The organism is Micromonospora okii (assembly GCF_020884795.1).
Taxonomy (GTDB): domain Bacteria; phylum Actinomycetota; class Actinomycetes; order Mycobacteriales; family Micromonosporaceae; genus Micromonospora; species Micromonospora okii.
This window is the reverse complement of sequence record NZ_BBZF01000013.1, coordinates 1-20,728: the sequence shown is the minus strand read 5'-3', so window position 1 is coordinate 20,728 and position 20,728 is coordinate 1. Positions and strand designations below refer to the sequence as shown.

Sequence of the window (20,728 nt, the reverse complement as noted above, 5' to 3'; positions counted from 1 at the left end):
GCGGAACCTCGCCGGGAGGCGTCGCCGCGTCCACGGGATGGCCGGCCACCGGCGACCGGTCCCGGGATCAGGTCGGCTCCTCCGGGCACTCGGGGAGTTCGCGCAGGCCACGTACGGGACTCAGGAGCACCCAGAGCAGGCCGAGGAGCGCACCCGCAGTGGCGATCCACAGCGTCGGCCGGACCCCCAGGGCCGCGCCCAGAGCGCCGCCGAGCAGCGCCCCGACGGGTCGGATGCCGTAGTTGACCGTGCGTCGTGCGCCCATCGTGCGGGACAGCAGCGAGTCGGGGGTGAGTGCGGTCTGCACCGAGCCGGTGGTGATGTCGAGCATCATCACGCCGACGCCGGCACCGAACTCGGCGGTGAGGAGCATGCCGAGCACCATCGGCGTCGGCCCGTCGGCCAGCGGGACGAGCAGCAGCGGGGCGGGGAAGGCCAGGAAGCTCGCCACCATCGTCGGCCCGACCCCGAATCGTCGGGTCAGCCGGCCGGCGAGCGCCGCCCCGCACAGCCCGCCCACCGCGCCCGCGCCCAGCACCGCGCCGAGCACGCCGGGGGAGAGGCCGAGCTCCTCGACGGCGTACAGCACGAAGAGCGCCGAGAACATGAAATTGAACAGGTTGAGGGTGGTGGTGCCGAGGAGGATCGACCGCATCATGGGCGCCCGTGCCAGGAACCGCAGCCCGTCGCCGATGCCGAGCCCGGCTCCGCGCGACGGTGCCGGCTCCGTCGGGCGGATCCGGCCCAGGAAGTACGCGGACACCAGGTACGAGGCGGCGTCGGCGAGCATCGCGACCGGGGCGGTGAGCACCTGCACGAGCACGCCGCCGACGCTGGGACCGGCGATCAGGGACATCGCCCGGCTGCCCGAGATGAGGGTGTTCGCGGCCACGTAGTCGGGCCGGCGCACCAGTGACACGAAGAGCGGAGCGCGCGCCACCTCGAAGAGCACGGCGAGCGTGCCCGACGCGAAGGCGATCAGGTAGAGCTGGGGCAGGGCCAGCGCGTCGAGCAGGTACAGCGTCGGCACGGCGGCCAGCAGGAGGGCCCGTCCGAGGTCGGCGAGGATCATCAGCCGGCGCTTGTGCGGCATCCGGTCGACCCACGCGCCGGCGAGCAGCGAGAAGAGCAGGTTCGGGGCGAGGGCGGCGGCGGTCAGGTAGCCCATCTCGGTCGGTCCGGCCCCGGTGCCGAGCACGGCCAGCAGCGGCAGCGCGAGGGTGGAGATCTCGTCGCCGAAGTACGAGACGGTCTGCGCCGACCAGTACCGCCGGAACGTCTGCTCGCGCAGCAGCTCCGACGGCCTGGGCGGCCTGACCCGCCGCGCGGGACCGCCGGGCGCGACGGCGACCGGCGCGACGGCCGTCTCACCACTCACCGGGCCCCCGCACCGGCGTCGGGCGCGGCGAGGCCCGGCGTCGACCCGGGCATGCTCCCGCCCGGCGTCGGATTCTCGTCGACGAGGGCGAGCCGCACGAGGGTGACCCGGCGGGCGTCGGCCGGGCGGCGGGACGGGTCGGTGACGCGGTGTTCGTACTCGGCGAGCAGGGCCTCGATCCGCTGGGTCAGGGTCGCCATCTCGTCGGCGGTCACGTACAGCGGGTCGTCGCTGAAGCCGGTGACCGCGCGCCAGTCCGTCGGCTCCTCGGCGCGGCGGGCGAGGAACTGCTCCGCCTGCCGGGTGTAGTGGGCGAGCTGGGTGGCGTTCAGCGCATCGGCGGCCGAGCGCACCTGCGGGTCGTCCGAGGCGTCGTCCCAGGAGGTGACCGCTGCGGTGGCGCGCCAGGGGCGTTCCCGGGCATCGCCGGCCGGTGCCCGCTCGGCCAGGCCGTACTTGGCGAGCTGGCGTAGGTGGAAGGAGCAGTTGGGGACGTTCTCGCCGAGCCGCTCGGCGGCCCGGGTGGCGGTCATCGGGCCCTCGCGCCGCAGCAGCCCGATCAGGGCCATCCGCAACGGATGCGCGTAGCCGCGCAGGGCGAGCGGGTCGGAGAGGTTCACCCGGGGCAGCGTCATACGCTAAAGCTATCTTTAGAAAGATGTCTTTAGCAATGGCCTACGCGGGCCCTGCCGCAAGGGGCTACCCCGCGATCAGGTGTAAATCGTCTTGGCGTACTCCGGGCCGTAGTGGCGCTCCAGCTCCTCCAGGCTCTCGCCGACGATCTCGACCTCCTTGACCAGCCGCGCCCGGGACGGCAGCGCGTCCGGCTGCCAGGTCTCCGGCCGCCAAAGCTCAGAGCGGAAGAACGCCTTCGCGCAGTGGTAGAAGATCTGCTCGATCTCCACCACGACCGCGAGGATCGGCCGGTGGCCCTTGACCACCATGTCGTCGAAGAACGGGGCGTCGCGCACCAGCCGGGCCCGGCCGTTGATCCGCAGCGTGTCCGTCCGGCCGGGGATCAGGTAGAGCAGCCCGACGTGCGGGTTGTCGAGGATGTTGCGGTAGCCGTCCGCCCGCCGGTTGCCCGGCCGCTCCGGCACGGCGATCGTCGTGTCGTCGAGGACGAGGGTGAAGCCGGGCGGGTCGCCCTTCGGCGAGACGTCGCAGGTGCCGTCCGCGCCGGCCGTGGCCACCAGGCAGAACGGCGAGGCGGCCAGCCACTGCCGGTCCCGCTCGTGCAGGACCCGCCGCTCCTTGTTGGCCGCCCGCGCGTTCGGCGTCCCCAGCAACTCGCGCAGTTCCTCGTGCGAGGTGATCTCCACCGTCACGACATTCCTCCCCGACCGTTGGTCCCGGTGGCGGCGAACGGCGCCGGTGCCGTGGGCCCCCGTCGCGCCTCAGCCTAGCCGGGCGTCGCCCGCGCGAGGTTTGTCCGACGGTGCCCCGGGTACCGCCTGACCCGAGCGCCCCGCCACTGACCAACGGAGGCCGCGATGGAGAGTCGACTCAAGGTGCTCGGGCACCCCGTGCACCCGATGCTGATCACGTTCCCGGTCGGCCTGCTGGTCACCGCAGTGATCTTCGACGTCGTCGACGCGCTCGGCGGCCCGAAGTTCCTCGGCGAGGTGGCGTACTGGAACATCACCGTCGGCCTGATCGGCGGCCTGCTGGCGGCGGCGGCCGGCGCGTTCGACCTGCTCGCCATCCCCACCGGCACCCGGGCGAAGCGGGTGGGCCTCGCCCACGCCGCCGCGAACGTCGCCGTGATCCTGCTCTTCGCCGCCGTCTGGGCGGTCCGGCTCAACGCCGACTCCCGGACGGCCGGCGGCGCGCTCATCGCCATCGAGGTGGTCGCGCTGGCCATCCTCGGCGGCAGCGCGTGGCTCGGCGGAGAACTGGTCGACCGGCTCGGCGTCGGCGTCGACCGGGAGGCCCACCTCGACGCCCCCAGCTCACTGCGGCCCCCGGCGGCCACCCAGCGGATCGGAGACGTGCGATGAGCGAACAGCCCGGATCGGGCGGTGGTTTCGGCCGGGGCTGGCGCGGCCGGCAGCAGAGCTGGGACCCGATGGGGGAGCTCCAGTCGCTGCGCGCCGAGCTGAGCCGGCTGGTCGGCGGGGGGCGGTCCGGCCCGCCCGAGGTGGAGCTGAGCGAGACCGCCGAGGGCTGGGAGGCCGTGGTGCGGTTGCCCGGCGTCGCCCCCGAGGAGGTGGCCGTCGAGCTGGACGACCGGGAGCTCTGCATCCGGGCCCGCTCGGAGGCCGAGGTCAACGCCGACCACGGCATCCCCGGCGGGTTCGAGACCCGGGGCTTCGAGTACCGGGTGGACCTGCCGGCGCGGGTGGACCCCGACCACGTCGACGCGGTGATGGACCACGGCCTGCTGCGGGTCCGGCTGCCCCGGGCGAGCCGCCCCGCGCCCCGCACCATCACCGTCGGCCGCACCGGCCGGCGCGGCACCGGCGACCCGTCCCGCAGCGCCGACCCGGCCGCCGACCGGGAACTGCACCACCCCGACACGGCCGTCGACGAGATCGACCGGCCGTAGCGGGGCCGTGGTCACCCCGTTGCCGCTGGGCCCGGCGGGCGAGCCCGTCGGCGACGTCGCGCGGATCGCCGTGCTGCGCGCCAACGCGCTCGGCGACTTCATCTTCGTGCTGCCCGCGCTGGAGGCGCTGCGGGCCGCGTACCCGGGGGCGGAGATCGTGCTGCTCGGCGCGCCGTGGCACGCGAAGCTCTGGCGCGACCGCCCCGGCCCCGTGGACCGCGTCCTGGTGGTGCCGCCCGCACCCGGCATCCGGGGGCCCGACCCGGGCGAGCCGGCGTCCTCGATGGAGGGTTTCCTGGCCACGGCCCGCGACGAGCGTTTCGACCTGGCGTTGCAGATGCACGGCGGTGGCGGCAACTCCACCCCGATCGTGACCGGCCTGGCCGCGCGGGTCACCGCCGGCCTGCGGGCCGAGGGCGCCCCGCCGCTGGACCGCTGGCTCCGGTACGTCTACTACCAGCACGAGGTGCTGCGCTACCTGGAGGTCGCCGCCCTGGTCGGCGCGCCGGCCACCACGATCCTGCCCGCCCTGGCCGTCACCGACGCCGACCGGGCCGAGGCCGCCGGGGTGCTGGGCGAGCCGACGAGGCCCCGGGTGGCGCTGCACCCCGGCGCGACCGACACCCGCCGGCGCTGGCCGGCGGAGCGCTTCGCGGAGGTGGCCCGCGCGCTGGTCGGCGACGGGTACGAGGTGCTGGTCACCGGCACCCCCGCCGAGCGGGACGTGGTGGACCGGGTGGTCGGGGCGGCCGGGGTGCCCGTGCGCCCGCAGGTCGGCACGCTCAGCGTCGGCGGGCTCGCCGCCTGCTACGCCGGCTGCGCGCTGCTGGTCTCGAACGACACCGGCCCGCTGCACCTGGCGGCGGCGGTCGGCACCGCCACGGTCGGCGTCTACTGGGTCGGCAACGCGATGAACACGGGGCACCCGCTGCGCGCCCGGCACCGGCCGATCGCCTCCTGGACGGTGCACTGCCCGGTCTGCGGCGTCGACTGCACGCCCGGGATCTACCCGCACCGCCCCGGCGACGGCGAGTGCCCGCACCGCGACTCGTTCGTCACCGACATCCCGGTCGTCGAGGTGCTGGAGGCCGCCCGCGAACTGCTCGGGTGAAAGGAAGGGCCCCCTGTTAACGCATACGGTAGAGAAGGGTCCCCTTCTCACCACTTCGGCGGGGGCGAGGGCGGGGCGGCGGCTCGGCTCACGCCGAGTCGGTCAGGACGACCTCCCACGCCTCCACGTCGCGCTCGGTGACGGTGGTCGGCGACTCCAGGTGGTACGCGCCGCTGGGCAGGACGCCCGCGCCGCCGTGCCGCTCCAGCACGGCGAGCTGGGCGGCCACGTCCTCGCCCTGGTGGTTCGCCCCCAGCCGCCGCCAGAAGTCGAAGCCGCCCGAGCCGACCAGCGCCGCCCGGTCGTACAGGACGCACCCGCCGATCCAGGACACCCGGTACGCCCGCCAGGCCCCCGCCGGCAGGTTCAGCCGCTCCGTGACGTGCAGCAGGTTCGCCGCCGAGTGGATCGACGCCCGCAGCCACTGCGGGGTGCCCGGCCGCACCCGCTCCGGCACCGGCCGCCCCGCCCACTCCTCGTAGTGCCCGTGGGTCTCGGGGCGCACGTCGTCGACGTACGACAGCCCGTGCACCGCGTTGCCGACGAAGCCGCAGCCCAGCTCGCCGATCGCGGTGACCAGCCGGCGCAGGGCCCCCGGCTCCAGCCAGACGTCGTCGTCGAGGCAGAGCACGTACCGGGCCGCCGAGTGCCCCAGCAGGTACGCGCGGTGCTCGGCCAGCCCGCGCCGGGGCAGCCGCCGGGTCAGCAGCACCGGGTGGCCCCGGTGGCGCAGCGCCCGGACCAGGGTCGCCGCCGCCGGATGGGCGTACGCCGGGTCGCCGTCGGACTGGTCGCTGACCACCACCCCGAACCCGGGTACGCCCTCCTGGGCGGCGAGCCCGGCGAGGGTGACCGCCAGCTCGGCGGGGCGGTTGCGGGTGGGGATCAGCACGTCCAGCCGGCGCCGGCGGCGGAACTCCCCGGGCGTGCCGGGGTCGAGCGGTCGGTTCACGCCGGCCTGCCGGTCAGCGAGCGCCCGGAACCGGGACCAGCGCCGGAGCCGGGGCCGGAACCGGGATCAGGGCCGGAACCGGGATCAGCGCCGGGGACAGGGCCGGCGTCGAGGCCGGGGGCGTCCGGTCGGCGGGTCGGGGCCGACGCGTCCGTCGCCTGGGCGCGGATGCGGTCGATGATCGCGGAGGTGGAGCGGTCCGGCACGTACCCGAGGGTGCGGACCTGCCCGCCGAGCCGGCGCACCAGCGACGCCTCCGGCACCATCTCCGGCGGGTAGTCGCCGCCCTTGACGTAGACGTCGGGGCGGACCAGCTCGATCAGCGCCGTCGGGGAGTCCTCCTCGAAGACCACCACGTGGTCGACGCAGGCCAGGGCGGCGAGCAGGGTGACCCGGTCCTCCACCGGGTTGACCGGGCGGTCCGGGCCCTTCAACCGGCGCACGCTGCCGTCGGAGTTGACCGCGACCACCAGCAGATCGCCGAGGGCGCGGGCCTGTTCCAGGTAGCGCACGTGCCCGGGGTGCAGCACGTCGAAGCAGCCGTTGGTGAAGACCACCGACCGGCCGGCGACGCGCTGGGCGGCCACGACGGCCGCCAGCTCGTCCGGGGCGACCAGCACCGGGTGCCCGGCGTCGCCGCCCGGCGCGTCGAGCGCGTCGAGCAGCTCCTCCCGCCGGCACACGCAGGTGCCGGTGTCCGAGACGGTGATGGTGGCGGCGAGCTGGGCGAGCTGCGCGGCCGTCGGCAGGGGCGCGGCGGCGGCCAGGGCCAGCGTCATCGCCGCCAGGTACACGTCGCCCGCGCCCACCGCGTGGCTCGCCGGCACCGGGGTGCTGTGGCTGCGCCGGGGCGCGCCGTCCGCCCCGCCGACCACCGCGCCCTCGGTGTCCAGGGTCACCGCGACCACGGCCGCGCCGGTGTGCGCGCGCAGCTCCGCGAGGCGGGACTCGGCCAGCACCGCCCGGTCCACGCCCTCGCCGGCCTCGGTGTTCACGGTCACGCCCGTGCCGGTCACGCTGATCCCGTCGCCGGTCATCGACACCCGGTCCTCCCCGGGCGTCGGCTCGCCGGTGGGCCGGCAGCCCGGCGCGGTCCCCACGGTCAGCTCCGAGGGGCCGTCCGCCGGGTCGCCCCCCGGGTGCTCCAGATGCGGGTACGCGTCGACGCGCGCGCCGGCGCGGGCGAGCAGCCGGGTCGCCTCGGCGAAGCTCGGGGTGACCACGGTCGGCGCGAGGCTCCGCCAGTCGGCCAGGTCGTGGGCGTCGAGGGCGACCGTGGCGTACCGGTCGCGGGCGGCGACCAGCCAGGCGCGCACGGGCGCGGGCAGCGAGCCCAGCCCGTAGTCGCAGACCACCAGGGTCGGCGGCTCGCCGCCAGCGGCGGCCCGCAGCTCCTCGGTGGCCTGCTCCAGCGCGGTGAGCAGCCGGGTCACCCCGTCGGCGTCGAGCGCGTCGTCCGGGTCGCCGGAGTCCTCGCGCAGCAGGATCTGGTTGCCGGCGAGCATCCGCCGCTTGACCGGGGTCGGCCGGCCCGGCTGGTTGATCGTGCGGTCCCACACGCCGGCGCGGTCCAGGCAGTCGTGCAGCTCGTCCCCGGCCACGTCGGCGCCGACGGGGGCGACCAGCACCGCCCGCCCGCCGAGCGCGGCGACGTTCACGGCGGTGTTCGCCGCGCCGCCCGCCGCCGAGATGTGCCGGCGCAGGCTGAGCACCGGGGCCGGCGCCTCCCGGCAGAGCCGGTCGGACTCCGCGAACCGCCACTCGTCGAGCATGGCGTCGCCGATCACCAGCACGGGACGCCCGAGCCAGCCCTCCACGACGGTGGCGAGCCGGCGCTCCTCCGCTGCTGCTCCTGCCATGCCCGCCGGGTCCCCGGCGGGGTCCGGGTCAAACCTGGGCCGGACCGGGCCGCGACGGCCCGCGCAGCGGTGGGGCGGCCCGCACGGGCCGCGCGGCGTGGGGCGGGCCACGGGCGGGCGGCGTTTCGGGCACCGGGGCCCGGGAACCGGCAAGGGGACACGGAAGCAGACCGGAGAGGAGACGGACGAGATGGCAGCGACCACACTTCAGGGCAAGCGGATCGCGTTCCTGGCCGCCGACGGCGTCGAGGAGGTCGAGTACACCCAGCCGCGCGAGGCGGTCGAGAAGGCCGGGGCCACGGCGGAGCTGGTGTCGCTGAAGCCCGGCAAGGTCCAGTCCTTCGACCACCTGGACCACGGCGGCACGTACGACGTGGACGTGACCGCGGCCGAGGCGGACCCCGGCCGGTACGACGCGCTGGTGTTGCCGGGCGGCGTGGCGAACCCGGACTTCCTGCGCGCGGACCCGGACGCGGTCCGGTTCGTGAAGGCGTTCTTCGACGCCGGCAAGCCGGTCGGGGTGATCTGCCACGGCCCGTGGACGCTGGTCGAGGCGGGCGTGGTGAAGGGCCGGCGCATCACCTCCTGGCCGAGCCTGCGCACCGACCTGACGAACGCGGGCGCGCAGTGGGTGGACGAGCAGGTCGTGACGGACAACGGACTGGTCAGCAGCCGTAAGCCGGACGACCTCCCGGCGTTCTGCGCCAAGATCGTGGAGGAGTTCGCCGAGGGCCGTCACTGACGGCAGGCATGTTCCCCGCCGGACGGGAAAGAACGCGGGGTGACCAGCGAAGCGCACGCCGCACCGGAGTTCTCCGCCCGCCAGCTCCGCCTGCTCCTGTTCGGCCTGATGACCGGGATGCTGCTCGCCGCGCTGGACCAGACGATCGTCGGCACGGCGCTGCCGACGATCGTCGGCGAGCTGGGCGGGATCGACCACTACTCCTGGGTGGTCACCGCGTACCTGCTCGCCTCCACGGCCTCCACCCCCCTGTACGGCAAGATGGCCGACCTGTACGGCCGCCGCCCGGTCTTCCTCTTCTCGATCGGGACGTTCCTGGTCGGTTCGCTGCTGGCCGGGCTCTCGCAGGACATGACCCAGCTCATCGTGACCCGGGGCGTGCAGGGCCTCGGCGCGGGCGGCCTGATGACGCTGGCGTTCACCATCATCTCGGACGTGGTGCCGCCCCGGGAGCGCGGCCGGTACCAGGGGCTGTTCGGGGCGGTCTTCGGCCTCTCCTCGGTGGCCGGGCCGCTGGTCGGCGGCTACTTCGCCGAGACGAGCTGGCGGTGGATCTTCTACCTGAACGTGCCGCTGGCGCTGGTGGCCATCGTGGTCTGCTACCGCGTGCTGCGGCTGATCCCGTTCACCCGGCGGGAGCACGCGATCGACTGGCTGGGCGCGGCGCTGCTGGTCGCCGGGGTGAGCTGCGTCCTGCTGGCGCTGAGCTGGGGCGGCACCTCGTACCCGTGGGGCTCGGCGACGATCGTCGGGCTCTTCGCGGCCGGGGCGGTGCTGACCGCGCTCTTCCTCGTCCAGGAGGCCCGGGTCCGCGAGCCGATCCTGCCGCTGCGGCTGTTCCGGGGCCGGACGTTCGCGCTGGCCAACGGCGCGGGCTTCGTCCTCGGGCTGGTGATGTTCGGGTCCATCATCTTCATCCCGCTCTACCTCCAGCTCGTCAAGGGCGCCTCGCCGACCCGCAGCGGCCTGCTGATGCTGCCGATGATGGCCGGCGTCATCGTCACCTCGATCGTCACCGGCCGGGCGATGAGCCGGATCGGCCGGTACAAGTGGTTCCCGGTGGCCGGCTCGGCGGTGCTGCTCGCCGGGATGCTGCTGTTCACCCGGCTCCAGGTCGCCACGTCGCTGTGGCTGGCCTTCGCCTACCTGACGGTGATCGGCGTCGGGCTGGGCCTGTGCATGCAGTCGCTGATCCTCGCCGTGCAGAACTCGGTCGCGGCCCGGGACCTGGGGGCGGGCACGTCCTCGGCGACGTTCTTCCGGTCGCTGGGCGGCTCGTTCGGGGTGGCGATCCTCGGGGCGGTGCTCTCCTCCCGGCTCGGCGACCAGCTCGCCGCCCGGCTGCCGGCCGCGATCGCCCAGCTCCCGCCCGAGCAGCGGGCGGCGGTGGCGGCCCGGGGCGGGACGGACATCTCGATCAACGACCCGGGGACGATCCTGGCCCTGCCCGGCCCGGTCCGGGCCGCCGTCCAGGCCGCGTTCGTCGAGTCGCTGCACCTGGTCTTCCTCACCACCGGGCTGATCGCCGTGGTGGCGGTGCTGCTGACCCTGGCCCTGCCGAACGACCAGCTCCGGGGCGCCGGCCCGCAGGGCGCGACCGGCGGCGCGGACCCGCTCGGCGGGAAGGCCCCCGCCCCCGGCGGCCGGCCGCTGACGAAGGAGTCGAAGGAGGAGGCCGCCGCCGACATGGAGGCCAAGAGCCAGACGATGCTCTGAGCCGCCGCGCTCAGGGGCTCACTTCAGGATCAGGCGGTTGGTCTGCTCGAAGACGTCCAGGTCGGCGAGGGTCTCGGCGACCGAGGTGGAGAGCGGGGCGGGGAACCGGTCGCGGTGGAAGAAGCCCGCGTCGGTCGTCTCGTCGGTGACCCGGGCCAGCTCGCCGTCCCAGTCCTCCACCCGGAAGGCGATCGTGAAGACCTGGTAGGTGTGGCCGTACATGTTGGTGCTGGTCCGGTCCGGGCCGGTGTAGAGGGCGAAGGCCCCGACCCGCAGGGCGCGCAGCCCGGTCTCCTCGCGGACCTCGCGGACCGCGCAGTCGGCGATCGACTCGCCCAGCTCCATCGCCCCCGCCGGCATGGCCCACTGGCCGTTGTCGGAGCGCCTGATCAGCAGCACCCGGCCGGCGTTGTCCCGGACGACGGCGCGGGCACCGACGAACATCAGGGTGCGGTCACCGGCGAGGGCGCGCAGTTGCCCCACGTACGAATCGGCCCAGGAGATACTCACGAGGACAACCTAACGGGGGTTCCCAACGCATAACCCGCGACACTAATTTGTTACCCATGCGTAGCACGATGATGGACGCCCCCCTCCAGGTCGCCCGGATCCTCGACCACGGCTCCACCGTGCACGCCACCGCCGAGGTGGTCACCTGGGCCGGCGGCGGGGAGCCCCGCCGGATGTCGTACGCCGAGGTGGGGCGCACGGCGGCCCGGCTCGCCCACGCGCTGCGCGACGAGTGCGGGGTGACCGGCGACGAGCGGGTCGCCACGTTCATGTGGAACAACACCGAGCACCTGGTGGCGTACTTCGCGGTGCCCAGCATGGGCGCGGTGCTGCACACGCTCAACATCCGGCTCTTCCCCGACCAGCTCGTCTACGTCGCCGACCACGCGGAAGACCGGGTGGTGCTGGTCGACTCGACGCTCGTTCCGCTGCTGGCCCGGGTGATCGACCGGATGGGCGCGGTGCGGCACGTGGTGGTGGTCGGCGGCGGCGACCCCGCCCCGCTGGTGGCGGCGGCCGGCGACCGGATCGCCGTACACCACTGGGACGCCCTGCTGGCCGGCCGGCCGGAGGTGTACGACTGGCCGGCGACCGACGAGCGCGACGCCGCCGCCCTCTGCTACACCTCCGGGACCACCGGCGAGCCCAAGGGCGTCGCCTACTCGCACCGCTCGATCTACCTGCACTCGCTCCAGGTCTGCATGCCGGAGGGGTTCGGCCTCGGCGTCGCCGACCGCGAGCTGGTCATCGTGCCGATGTTCCACGCCATGGCCTGGGGCCTGCCGTACGCGGCGTTCCTCTCCGGGGCGTCGCTGGTCATGCCGGACCGCTTCCTCCAGGCCGCCCCGATCGCCGAGATGATCGCCGCCGAGCGGCCCACGACGGCCGCCGCCGTGCCGACCATCTGGACCGACCTGCTGGCCCACCTCGACGCCCACGACGTCGACACCTCCTCGCTGCGGGAGGTGGTCGTCGGCGGGTCGGCCTGTCCGCCCGCGCTGATGCACGCCTTCGCCGACCGGCACGGCATCGAGATCGTGCATGCCTGGGGGATGACCGAGATGTCGCCGCTCGGCTCGGTCGCCCGCCCGCCGGCCGGGGCGACCGGCGAGGCGGCCTGGCGGTACCGCTACACCCAGGGCCGCATCCCGGCCGGGGTCGCCGCGCGGATCGTCGGCCCGCTGGGCGAGCCGCTGCCCGCCGACGGGGCGTCCGTGGGCGAGCTGGAGGTCCGCGGGCCGTGGGTGACCGCCCGGTACGTCGGGGACGACGCCCCGGACGGGGAGAAGTTCCGCGACGGCTGGCTGCGCACCGGCGACGTCGGCACCCTGTCGCCCGACGGCTACGTCACGCTCACCGACCGGGCGAAGGACGTCATCAAGTCCGGCGGCGAGTGGATCTCCTCGGTCGAGCTGGAGAACGCCCTGATGGCCCACCCGGCGGTGCGGGAGGCGTGCGTGGTGGGGGTGCCGGACGGGCGCTGGGGCGAGCGGCCCCTCGCCACGGTCGTGGTCCGCGAGGGCGCCGAGGTGACCGCCGAGGAGCTGCGCGACTTCCTGGCGACCTCGGTGGCCCGCTGGCAGTTGCCCGAGCGGTGGGCCTTCGTCGAGGCGGTCCCGAAGACCAGCGTCGGCAAGTTCGACAAGAAGGTGGTCCGCTCCCGGCACGCCGACGGCGCGCTCAGTGTCACAGAGTTGACAACGCCGTAACGCTTTCAGGCGGATCGTCGCCTGAAGGGGCAGGGACGTTACTCCTGAACATCCCTCCCCAGGGGCGGCCCCGGCGTTCGCACCGCGCCGGGGCCGCCCGTCTCACGCGGGTCGTCCCGCACCTCCATTCTTGCGAAACTTGTTCGGCTCTGTCCCGACGTCGGCGAAAACAGTCGGTGAACGGCTACTCCGTCGTGGTGACGAGCACCTTGCCGACCACGGAGTTCTCCACCGCCCGGTGGGCGGCGGCCGTGGCGGCCAGCGAGTGGTGGTGCAGCGGCAGCCCGGCCTCCTCGCCCACCCGCACGCCGCCCTGCGCCACCGCCGCCGCCACGTCCCGGACCGCCTGCGCCTTGGCCGCCGTCGGGGCGGTGTAGACCAGCACGAACTGCCAGCGGGCGTTCGGCGCCATCAGCGGCCTGATCGGGAGGGTCACCTCGCCCCCGCCGTCGTCGGCGTAGACGCAGACCGCCCCGCCCCGGCGCAGCACCTGGACGTCGGCCGCCACGTTCCGGGCCGCCGAGACCTCGACGATCGTGTGCACCCCGTCGGGGGCGAACCGGCGGACCTCCTCGACCACGTCCTGCTCCCGGTAGTCGATCACGAACGAGGCGCCGGCCGACGCCGCGAGGTTCGCCTTCTCCGGGCTGCTCACGGTGGTGATCACGGTGGCGTCGGCCCAGCGGGCGAGCTGGATCGCCGCGTTGCCGACCGCGCCGGCCCCGCCCTGCACCAGCACCGTGTGGTCGGCCAGCGCCCCGGGGTGCAGCCGGTCCGGCACGTACTCCCCGGCGGTGAGGCAGCGGTGCGCGGTGAGGAAGGGGATGCCCAGGCTCGCCCCCAGGTCGAAGGAGGCGTCCCCGAGCGGGACCGCCTGCCGCACCGGGACCACGGTGTACTCGGCGGCCGTGCCCCAGGGGCGCTGCCAGGCGGCCTCCCAGACCCACACCCGCTCACCGATCTCCCGGTCCACGCCCGCGCCGACCGCCTCGATCACGCCGGCGCCGTCCTGGCCCGGGATCTGCCAACCGGCCGGCGGGTCCTGCCGGCGGGACTTCCAGTCCGTCGGGTTGACCCCGGAGACCGCCACCCGGACCAGCACCTCGCCCGGCCCCGGCTCGGGCACCGGCCGGTCGACCAGGCGCAGCACCGAGGCGTCGCCGCCGGTCTCGTACACGATCGCCCTCATCGTCGTCCCCTCACCCTCGCCGCCGCCCCGCCCCCGGGGCCGCCGCCGGTTCCGCTACCCGGCCGACCGGGGTTCATTCCGCCCGGTCCCGCCAGCGCCGATCACGACCCCCGTCCGGGCCGGGCCGGCTACGGGTGGCCGGTAGCCGGGAAAGCCGCGAACCGGAAAAAAGAGAACTAGTTTCGGTTACGTTCTGGAGGGTTGCCGCCGCCTGTCCGGCCCCCTCGCCGGACGGATGGAAGGGGGAGCGGTCGTATCGAGCGACCGTCGACGGAAGCGGTTTCTGGGGGCGTGATGAACGTGCTCGCGCAGGACGGATTGAAGATCAACTGGGTGGAGATGCCCACCTACAACACGATCATGGCAATCGCGGCGGGAGCCGGCCTGATCCTGGTGGTCGTCTTCGCCCGACAGCTGGTCCAGGGCCGCGACATCGCCACCGACGGCTGGGCGATGGCCTTCGCCGTACCCGGGATCATCCTCGCCCTGACCGGCCTGCACATGACCCTCACCTGGCCCCTGGCGAGCGGCGGCTTCGCCTTCGACAACATCATCTTCGGCGAGCCGGCGCTGGCGTTCGGGGTGCTCATGCTCGGCGCGGCCCTGGTGTTCTGGAAACGCGGGCCGATGCTCGCGGCCGACCCGCCGGACAACCCCGGCCACCGCCTCGAACTGGTCCGCCAGCTCCTCGGCCCGGTGTCCGTGTTCGTCTTCGCGCTCGGGCTCGCCTGCTTCGCCATCGCCGCCGCCGGCTGGACGTACACCCTCTTCGCGGCCCCGCCCGAGGAGCCGATCTCCGGTGAGTTCGCCGACTACCCCTGGCTGGAGGCGACCTTCATCTCCGGGCTGTACGTGCTGGTCGGGATCGGCGCCGTGGTCCTCCCGTTCGCGCTGCGCCGGCTGGCCCGTCCGCTGCTGCTCGTCGTCGGCATCACCTGGGGGATCGCCGGGGTGGTGTTCCTGCTCTTCGGGGCGCTCAACTACTTCACCCACATCGGGCTGATCGTCAACACCCAGTAGGCCCCCCGGGGGCCGGCGGTCGCGGCCGGGCGGGTCACCCGAGCGCGGTCACGACCTCCGGGGTCAGGTCGCCCACCACCGGCAGCACCACGGCCGCCAGCCCCTCGGCGTCCGGGTCCAGCGGGTACGCCCCGTGCGGCACCGCCACCACCCGCATCCCGGCGGCGGCGGCCGACTGCACCCCGTTCGAGGAGTCCTCGACCGCCACGCAGCGGCTCGGGTGGACGCCCATCCGGGCGGCGACCGCCAGGTACACGTCGGGCGCGGGCTTGCCCCGGGGCGTCTCCTCCGTCGACAGCGTCGCCCGGAACGCCTCCGTCAGGCCCGTCGCGGCCAGCGCCGCGCCGATCAGCCGGGTGGGGGAGGAGCTGGCCAGCCCGAGCGGCCACCGCGCGGCCAGCCGGCGCACCACCCCGTCGGCCCCGTCGATCACCGGTACGCGCTGCGCGTACCGCCGGGTCATCTCCTCGACGACCTCGGCGGCGACCTGCTCAGGGGTCCGGTCGACGCCCAGCTCCCCGCTGAGGTACCGGGCCCACTCGCCGGTGCTCATCCCCATCAGCCGGCGCTGGGTGTCCGGCTGCCAGGTGCCGCCGTGCGCCGCCACGTACGCCCGGCGGACCTCCTCCCAGACCGGCTCGGAGTCAACGATCACGCCGTCCAGGTCGAAGACCATCGCATCCACCACGCCCCCATCCTGCCCGAGCCGGCCCGGCCGGGTCAGGCCGGCGGGGCGGGCAGGCCGATCGGGCTGTCCGGCGGGATGACGGTGTGGGCGGCGCGGGCGAGCGGTGCGAGCAGCTCGCGCAGCCGGTCGACCCGCTCCGCGCCGAGCGCCCGCCACGGGTGCAGGGCGGCGGCGTCGGTGGCGTCCTCCACCGCTCGGAACGACTCCCGGCCGTGCGCGGTCGGCTCGCCGCCCGGCGTCAGCCAGCCCCGCTCGACCAGCCGCCCGTCGGCCGCCCGCCACTCCTCCTCGGACCAGCCCCGGCCCAGCAGGTTCGCCGCCTGCATCCCCGTGGCGACCTTCCAGGCCAGGGTCTCCACCGGGTCCAGAGCGGCGGCGACCAGCGCGGCGATGTGCCCGTCACCCCGGTGCTCGCGCAGGGTGGTGGCCGCCTGCCAGAGCCGGGCCAGCGGGTACTCGGCGGTCGGCAGCGCGGCGTTCGCCGCGCCCAGCACCCGGCCCCCGACCTGCACCGCCCGGGCCGCCGTCTCCAGCAGCTCGGCGGCCTCGGCGAGGTGCCCCTCCGGCAGCTCGTACGTCAGCTCGGCCAGCGCCTGCACCGCCCCGGTGAGCCGGGCGCGCAGGGCCTCCTGCGGGTCGGCGATCTGCCACACCCCCGGCAGCGCCCGGGAGACCGTGCGCGGAGCGAAGGAGAAGAACGCGGCCACCACCGGGGCGGCGTCGACGGGGCCCAGCGGGGCGGCCCGGCCGGCGAAGTAGCCGCGCCAGAACCCGCGCAGCCCCACCGCCTCGTACGCGGCGCGGGCGCGCGGGTGGAAGTAGGTCACGGCATGTACCGGCTCGAAGTGCGTCCACATGTCCCGGGCCAGCCCCGGGTCGTCCAGCGCCGCCACAACGTACCTCCGCGTCGGTTCGGGGTCACCGCGTCGCGGCCGGAGCCGCCCACGGTGGCCCCGAACCTACTGGGCGTAGGCAAGGGCGAGAAAGACCTGTGTGAACTACCGCACCGCACCGGGGCCACCGACCGGGGCCCCGGCCCGCGCCGGCTCGCCCCGCCCGGGGGCTTACTGGGCGGCGAGGACGTCGACGATGAAGCGCAGCGGGCCGGCCGGGCGACCGCTGGAGGCGTCGTTGCCGTACGCCAGCTCGGCGGGGATGTCGAGCTGCACGCGGCTGCCGACCGGCACCCCGACCAGGCCCTGGTCCCAGCCCTTGATGACGTTGCCGGTGCCGATCGGGAAGGTGGCGGGCTCGCCCCGGTCCCACGACGAGTCGAAGGCCTTGCCGTCCTTGTAGAACACGCCCAGGTAGTTGGTGGTGATCTGCTGGCCGGACTTCACCGCCGGGCCCTTGCCCTTGATCAGCGTGGTCACGACGAGCTTCTTCAACTCACCCTTGCCCGCCTCGACCGTCGGCTTCTTGGTCAGCGCCGGGTCCGCCCCCTCGGGGAGCTGCGGGGCCGGCGGCGCGGTCGGCGCGGCGGCCGGGGCGCTGGTCGCCGGGGCGGCGGCCTGCTCGGCCGCGTCGTCGTCGCCCCGGTTGACCAGGACGAAGACCGTGACCAGGATGGCGACGACGGCCACGCCGGAGAGCGCGCCCAGGATCGACTGCCGGCGGCGCTTGGCCTCGGCTGCCTTCTTCGCCGCAAGCTGGGCGGCCAGCCGCCGCTCCGCCTTGCCGCCCGGGCCCTGGCCCGCCGACCGGTTCTGCACACGCTCGCTCACGTCGACTCCCTGATCAAGAGGTGGGGGCCCGGCCGCAGCCGAGGCCAGCGCACACGGTACCCGCCCCGCCGCCGCCGGTGCTCCCTCGCCCGGGTACGGTGTCCGGCCGGTCGGGACACAGTCGCCCGTGTGGGCACCGCCCAACCGGGTAGATTCTGGACATGGCGCTCCTCACCGAAGAAGACCAGGCACTCCTGAACGAGCCGCAGCTCGCCCACGTGGGCACGATCGAGCCGGACGGCACCCCACACGTGACGCCGGTCTGGGTGGACACCGACGGCGAGCACATCGTGTTCAACACCGCCAAGGGGCGGCAGAAGTACAACAACATCCAGCGCAACCCGACGGTCGCGATCTCCGTCGTCGACAAGGCCGACGACTTCCGTGCCCTGTGGGTCAAGGGCACCGCCGAGTTCGTCGAGGAGGGGGCCGACGAGCACATCGACCGGATGGCGCAGAAGTACCTCGGGCAGGAGACCTACCCGTTCCGCCAGCCCGGCGAGGTGCGTGTCATCGTCCGCGTCACCCCGACCCAGAAACTCGGCCGCGGCTGAGGTGTAAGGAAGGGCGCCTTGTTAACAGACGTCTGTTAACAAGGGGCCCTTCCTTACCGCTAGGCGGTCTTGCGGGGGGCCTTCTTCGCGGCGGCCTTCTTGGCCGGGGGCTTCTTCTCGGCGGGCTTCTCGGCCGCCTTCTTCGGGGCCGCCTTCTTCCCGCCCTCGGCCTTCTTCGCCGCCGCCTTCTTCTCGGCGGGCTTCTTCGCCGGCGCCTTGGCCGCCTGCTCCGCCGCCTTCTGCGCCGAGCGGGCCGACGTGATCGGGGTCGGCTCGCCCCCGCCGGCCGGCTGCTCGCCGCGCGCCGCCCGCGCCCGCTCCACCGACGCCTTCAGCGCCGCCATCAGGTCCACCGCCGCGGCCGGGGCCGCCTCGACCTCCTCCGGCTGGACGACCTCCCGGCCCTCCACCTTCGCGTCGATGACCTCCTGCAACGCCGCCCGGTAGTCGTCGGTGAAGGCGTCCGGCTCGAACCGCCCGGCCATCGAGTCGATCAGCGAGCTGGCCATCGCCAGCTCCGGGGGCCGCACCTTCAGGTCCTCGTCCAGGAAACCGAAGTCGGGGGTACGCACCTCGTCCGGCCAGAGCATCGTGTTGAGCAGGAGCACGCCCTCGCGCACCCGCAGCGTGGCGAGCTGCTCCCGCTGGCGCAGCGCCACCTTCACGATCGCCACCCGCTCCGAGTCGACGAGCGCGTCCCGCAGCAGCACGTACGGCTTGGTGGCCGCGCCCTCCGGCTCCAGGAAGTACGCCTTGTTGTAGAGGATCGGGTCGACCTCCTCTGCCGGGACGAACTCCAGCACGTCGATCGCGTGCGAGCTGGTCAGCGGCAGGTCGGCGAAGTCCTCGTCGGTCAGGATCACCATCTCGCCGCCGCCGATGTCGTACCCCTTGGCGATGTCGTCGTAGGTGACCTCCTCGCCGCAGACCGAGCAGGTGCGCTTGTACCGGATGCGACCGCCGTCGTCCCGGTGCACCTGGTGGAAGCGGATGTCCTTCTCCTCCGTGGCCGAGTAGAGCTTCACCGCGATCGAGACCAGCCCGAACGAGACCGCCCCCTTCCAGATCGCCCGCATCCCCGCTCCTCTCCCCGGTACAGATCAGGATCGCAAAGGATCGAAGCGGGCGCGGGCGCTTCGGCCTGCAACTACAGTCAGGAGGTGCCCGGGGCGCCGCTGAAGCCGATGCTCGCGGTGACCGGCCCGCTGCCCGCCGGCGCCGACTGGGCGTACGAGTTCAAGTGGGACGGGGTGCGCGCCCTGGCCGACATCTCCGCCGGCCGCCAGGAGCTGTACGCGCGCTCGGGCGTGCGGATCACCGCCGCGTACCCGGAGCTGCTCACCCTCGCCGAGCAGGTCGACGACGCGCTGCTCGACGGCGAGGTGGTGCTGCTCAACCAGGCCGGGCAGCCCTCGTTCACGGCGCTGGCCGAGCGGATGCACGTGCGGGACGCCACGAAGGCGGCCCGGCTCGCGGCGAGCGTGCCGGTGACGTACATGATCTTCGACCTGCTGCGCCTGCGCGGCGCGGACCTGATCGGCCGGCCGTGGCGCGAGCGCCGGGAGCTGCTGGACGCGCTCGGGCTCGGCGGTGCCCGCTGGGCCGTGCCGCCGGCCTTCCCCGGCGGCCCGGCGACCTACGACGCGGCGGGCGAGCTCGGCCTCGAAGGGGTGATGGCCAAGCGGGTCGGCGCGGCCTACCGGCCCGGGGTGCGCTCGCCCGACTGGGTCAAGGTCAAGCTGGAGGTCACCGGCGACTTCGTCGTCGGCGGCTGGCGGCCCGGCGCGCGCCGGATCGGCGGGCTGCTGGTCGGGGTGCCCAGGCCCGACGGCACCCTCGCCTACCGGGGCCGCGTCGGCGGCGGCATCGGCGCGGCCATCGAGCGTGAACTGCTGCGCGAGCTGGAGCCGCTGGGCACGGCGAACTCGCCGTTCGGGCGCGGCGAGGTGCCCCGCGAGGATGCCCGGGGCGCGATGTGGGTAACACCCCGGGTCGTGGTGGAGGTGAAGTACGGCCAGCGCACCCCCGACGGCCGGCTGCGCTTCCCCCGGGTGCTGCGGCTGCGCCCCGACAAGCCGCCGGAGGAGGTGGACGATGCCGGCTGACCGGCTCAAGGTCGACGTCGAGGGGCGCTCCCTGGAGGTGTCCAACCTCGACAAGGTGCTCTACCCGGGGACGGGCTTCACCAAGGGCGAGGTGATCGACTACTACACCCGCATCGCCCCGGTGCTCCTGCCGCACCTGGCCGACCGGCCGCTCACCCGCATCCGCTTCCCCAACGGGGTCGACGGCGGCTCGTTCTTCGAGAAGAACGCCCCGGCCGCGACCCCCGACTGGGTACGCACCGAGACGCTGCCCGCCCCCGGGTCGAGCAAGGGGCGGGAGACGATCGACTACGTCGTCTGCGACGACCTGCCGACCCTGGTTTGGCTGGCCAACCTCGCCGCCCTGGAGCTGCACACGCCGCAGTGGAGGGTCGGTTCCCCGCCGGACATGATGGTGGTCGACCTGGACCCGGGTGCCCCGGCGGCGCTGAAGCAGTGCTGCCAGGTGGCGCTGCTGATGCGCGATCGGCTGGCCGCCGACGGGATCGACAGCTACCCCAAGACGTCCGGCAAGAAGGGGATGCAGCTCTGTTGCCCGATCTCCGGTACTCAGTCCTCCGAGGTCGTGTCGGAGTACGCGCACCGGATAGCCCGGGAGCTGGAGGCGGCGCACCCGAAGCTGGTCGTGTCGAAGATGGCGAAGAACCTGCGGGGCGGGAAGGTCTTCATCGACTGGAGCCAGAACAACGCGGCGAAGACGACGGTGGCCCCGTACTCGCTGCGGGCGCAGGCGGTGCCGTCGGTGTCGACGCCGCTGACGTGGGACGAGGTGGAGGCGGGTGCGGCGGGCAAGCGCCCGGCGACGAAGCCGTACACGGCGGCCGAGGTGCTCAAGCGCGTCGACAAGCACGGCGACCTGCTGGCCCCCCTGCTCACCGCCGGCCCGAAGGTGTAAGGAAGGGCCCCCTGCAATCGCTTTCTGC

At 74.3% G+C, this 20,728-nt stretch carries 21 protein-coding genes; 10 read left to right on the top strand and 11 right to left on the bottom strand.

From position 1 onward, the window contains the following. Nucleotides 1-67 precede the first annotated feature (67 nt). The 3 genes from LPU43_RS03095 to LPU43_RS03085 all read right to left on the bottom strand — a co-directional run bounded on the left by LPU43_RS03095 (nt 68) and on the right by LPU43_RS03085 (nt 2,706). Nucleotides 68-1,378: an MFS transporter gene (locus tag LPU43_RS03095; protein ID WP_373321641.1), complete on the bottom strand. Its 1,311-nt coding sequence runs from the start codon at nt 1,376-1,378 to the stop codon at nt 68-70. Beyond that, nucleotides 1,375-2,013 (bottom strand): winged helix-turn-helix domain-containing protein, encoded by a 639-nt coding sequence (locus LPU43_RS03090; RefSeq protein WP_229398683.1) that lies wholly within the window; start codon nt 2,011-2,013, stop codon nt 1,375-1,377. Before LPU43_RS03090 ends, LPU43_RS03095 begins: the two co-directional genes overlap by 4 nt. 75 nt (nt 2,014-2,088) lie before the next feature. Beyond that, nucleotides 2,089-2,706, bottom strand: a complete 618-nt coding sequence (locus tag LPU43_RS03085) for a pyridoxamine 5'-phosphate oxidase family protein (RefSeq protein WP_229398682.1) — start codon at nt 2,704-2,706, stop codon at nt 2,089-2,091. A 165-nt stretch (nt 2,707-2,871) separates the two neighbouring features. Here LPU43_RS03085 and LPU43_RS03080 point away from each other — a divergent pair, with 165 nt between their 5' ends. The 3 genes from LPU43_RS03080 to LPU43_RS03070 are packed head-to-tail and all read left to right on the top strand — an operon-like array spanning nt 2,872 to nt 5,037. Continuing rightward, nucleotides 2,872-3,378: a DUF2231 domain-containing protein gene (locus LPU43_RS03080; protein WP_229398681.1), complete on the top strand. Its 507-nt coding sequence runs from the start codon at nt 2,872-2,874 to the stop codon at nt 3,376-3,378. After that, complete coding sequence (locus LPU43_RS03075) at nt 3,375-3,926, top strand: Hsp20/alpha crystallin family protein (RefSeq protein ID WP_229398680.1); 552 nt, start codon at nt 3,375-3,377, stop codon at nt 3,924-3,926. The genes LPU43_RS03080 and LPU43_RS03075 overlap by 4 nt, the downstream gene beginning before the upstream one ends. A 7-nt stretch (nt 3,927-3,933) precedes the next feature. Beyond that, nucleotides 3,934-5,037 (top strand): glycosyltransferase family 9 protein, encoded by a 1,104-nt coding sequence (locus LPU43_RS03070; protein ID WP_229398679.1) that lies wholly within the window; start codon nt 3,934-3,936, stop codon nt 5,035-5,037. 88 nt (nt 5,038-5,125) lie between these two features. On the opposite strand, the gene LPU43_RS03065 is transcribed toward LPU43_RS03070, so the two are convergent. Continuing rightward, complete coding sequence (locus tag LPU43_RS03065) at nt 5,126-5,989, bottom strand: glycosyltransferase family 2 protein (RefSeq protein WP_229398678.1); 864 nt, start codon at nt 5,987-5,989, stop codon at nt 5,126-5,128. Continuing rightward, nucleotides 5,986-7,848 carry a D-glycero-beta-D-manno-heptose 1-phosphate adenylyltransferase gene (rfaE2, locus tag LPU43_RS03060; protein WP_229398677.1) on the bottom strand — a complete coding sequence of 621 codons (1,863 nt, stop codon included), beginning with the start codon at nt 7,846-7,848 and terminating at the stop codon, nt 5,986-5,988. Before rfaE2 ends, LPU43_RS03065 begins: the two co-directional genes overlap by 4 nt. 190 nt (nt 7,849-8,038) lie before the next feature. Here rfaE2 and LPU43_RS03055 point away from each other — a divergent pair, with 190 nt between their 5' ends. Both LPU43_RS03055 and LPU43_RS03050 read left to right on the top strand, forming a co-directional pair. After that, nucleotides 8,039-8,590 (top strand): type 1 glutamine amidotransferase domain-containing protein, encoded by a 552-nt coding sequence (locus LPU43_RS03055; protein ID WP_229398676.1) that lies wholly within the window; start codon nt 8,039-8,041, stop codon nt 8,588-8,590. Between the two features lie 39 nt (nt 8,591-8,629). Beyond that, the gene (locus LPU43_RS03050; RefSeq protein WP_229398674.1) at nt 8,630-10,306 is read left to right on the top strand and encodes an MDR family MFS transporter; all 1,677 of its coding nucleotides are present in this window, start codon (nt 8,630-8,632) and stop codon (nt 10,304-10,306) included. 18 nt (nt 10,307-10,324) lie between these two features. Here LPU43_RS03050 and LPU43_RS03045 read toward each other — a convergent pair whose 3' ends face one another. Then, nucleotides 10,325-10,816: an NUDIX domain-containing protein gene (locus tag LPU43_RS03045; protein WP_229398672.1), complete on the bottom strand. Its 492-nt coding sequence runs from the start codon at nt 10,814-10,816 to the stop codon at nt 10,325-10,327. A gap of 56 nt (nt 10,817-10,872) precedes the next feature. Between LPU43_RS03045 and LPU43_RS03040 the strand changes: the two genes are divergently transcribed. Then, nucleotides 10,873-12,525 carry a fatty acid--CoA ligase gene (locus tag LPU43_RS03040; RefSeq protein ID WP_229398670.1) on the top strand — a complete coding sequence of 551 codons (1,653 nt, stop codon included), beginning with the start codon at nt 10,873-10,875 and terminating at the stop codon, nt 12,523-12,525. A 184-nt stretch (nt 12,526-12,709) separates the two neighbouring features. Here LPU43_RS03040 and LPU43_RS03035 read toward each other — a convergent pair whose 3' ends face one another. Further along, complete coding sequence (locus LPU43_RS03035; protein WP_229398668.1) at nt 12,710-13,714, bottom strand: NADPH:quinone reductase; 1,005 nt, start codon at nt 13,712-13,714, stop codon at nt 12,710-12,712. A 294-nt stretch (nt 13,715-14,008) separates the two neighbouring features. Between LPU43_RS03035 and LPU43_RS03030 the strand changes: the two genes are divergently transcribed. After that, a complete protein-coding gene (locus LPU43_RS03030) occupies nt 14,009-14,734 on the top strand; it encodes a DUF981 family protein (RefSeq protein ID WP_229399304.1) in 726 nt (241 codons plus the stop codon). A 34-nt stretch (nt 14,735-14,768) separates the two neighbouring features. Here the strand turns inward: LPU43_RS03030 and LPU43_RS03025 are convergent, their stop codons facing one another. The 3 genes from LPU43_RS03025 to LPU43_RS03015 form a co-directional block, all read right to left on the bottom strand. Next, nucleotides 14,769-15,410, bottom strand: coding sequence for an HAD family hydrolase (locus LPU43_RS03025; RefSeq protein ID WP_229399303.1), 642 nt, complete (start codon nt 15,408-15,410; stop codon nt 14,769-14,771). Nucleotides 15,411-15,454: 44 nt separating this feature from the next. Further along, complete coding sequence (locus LPU43_RS03020; protein ID WP_229399302.1) at nt 15,455-16,279, bottom strand: SCO6745 family protein; 825 nt, start codon at nt 16,277-16,279, stop codon at nt 15,455-15,457. A 207-nt stretch (nt 16,280-16,486) separates the two neighbouring features. Then, on the bottom strand, nt 16,487-17,146 hold the full coding sequence (locus LPU43_RS03015; RefSeq protein ID WP_229398666.1) for an FKBP-type peptidyl-prolyl cis-trans isomerase: 660 nt from the start codon (nt 17,144-17,146) through the stop codon (nt 16,487-16,489). Between the two features lie 161 nt (nt 17,147-17,307). Here LPU43_RS03015 and LPU43_RS03010 point away from each other — a divergent pair, with 161 nt between their 5' ends. Then, on the top strand, nt 17,308-17,700 hold the full coding sequence (locus LPU43_RS03010; protein WP_229398664.1) for a PPOX class F420-dependent oxidoreductase: 393 nt from the start codon (nt 17,308-17,310) through the stop codon (nt 17,698-17,700). A 59-nt stretch (nt 17,701-17,759) separates the two neighbouring features. Here the strand turns inward: LPU43_RS03010 and ku are convergent, their stop codons facing one another. After that, on the bottom strand, nt 17,760-18,776 hold the full coding sequence (ku, locus tag LPU43_RS03005) for a non-homologous end joining protein Ku (RefSeq protein ID WP_229398663.1): 1,017 nt from the start codon (nt 18,774-18,776) through the stop codon (nt 17,760-17,762). Between the two features lie 84 nt (nt 18,777-18,860). Between ku and ligD (LPU43_RS03000) the strand changes: the two genes are divergently transcribed. Together ligD (LPU43_RS03000) and ligD (LPU43_RS02995) are read left to right on the top strand one after the other, a co-directional pair. Beyond that, entirely contained in the window at nt 18,861-19,805 is a 945-nt protein-coding gene (gene ligD / locus LPU43_RS03000) for a non-homologous end-joining DNA ligase (RefSeq protein ID WP_229398661.1), read from the top strand. After that, on the top strand, nt 19,795-20,700 hold the full coding sequence (ligD, locus tag LPU43_RS02995) for a non-homologous end-joining DNA ligase (protein WP_229398659.1): 906 nt from the start codon (nt 19,795-19,797) through the stop codon (nt 20,698-20,700). Before ligD (LPU43_RS03000) ends, ligD (LPU43_RS02995) begins: the two co-directional genes overlap by 11 nt. The last annotated feature ends 28 nt before the right edge of the window (nt 20,701-20,728 follow it).